The organism is Dechloromonas sp. CZR5 (assembly GCF_008711155.1).
Taxonomy (GTDB): Bacteria; Pseudomonadota; Gammaproteobacteria; order Burkholderiales; family Rhodocyclaceae; genus Azonexus.
Map to the genome: position 1 here is coordinate 1 of NZ_VUYQ01000031.1, position 610 is coordinate 610.

The 610-nt window shown below is 62.8% G+C and carries 1 protein-coding gene; it reads right to left on the reverse strand.

Annotated features, from left to right (window positions below):
- Position 1 precedes the first annotated feature (1 nt).
- Positions 2 to 610: enoyl-CoA hydratase-related protein (locus tag F1002_RS20890; protein ID WP_150430969.1), on the reverse strand; the 609-nt coding region annotated here is incomplete at its 5' end.

Below are 610 nucleotides of genomic sequence, written 5' to 3' on the forward strand. Positions count from 1 at the left end.
CTCAGCGGTTCTTGAAAGTCGGTTTGCGCTTTTCGGCAAAGGCGGCCATGCCTTCCTTCTGGTCTTCCAGCGCGAAGGCGGAATGGAAGACGCGGCGCTCGAAGAGCAGCCCTTCGTTGAGGCTGGACTCGAAGGCGCGATTGACCGATTCCTTGATCATCATGACCACCGGCAGCGAGAAGCCGGCGATGGTCTGGGCGGCCTTCAGGGTTTCGTCGAGCAGCTGGTCGGCCGGATAGATGCGGGCGACCAGACCGGATTTCTCGGCTTCGGCCGCATCCATCATGCGGGCGCTCAGGCACAGGTCCATGGCCTTGGCCTTGCCGACGGCGCGCGGCAGGCGTTGCGTCCCCCCGGCACCAGGCAGGGTGCCGAGCTTGATTTCCGGCTGGCCGAACTTGGCGGTGTCGGCGGCGAAGATCATGTCGCACATCATGGCCATTTCACAACCGCCACCGAGGGCGAAGCCGGCCACCGCGGCGATCACCGGCTTGCGGGCGGTCTTGATGCGTTCCCAGTTGCGGGTGATGAAGTCGGTCTTGTAGGCATGCATGTAATCGAAGTCCTTCATGAAGCCGATATCGGCTCCCGCAGCGAAGGCCTTTTCATT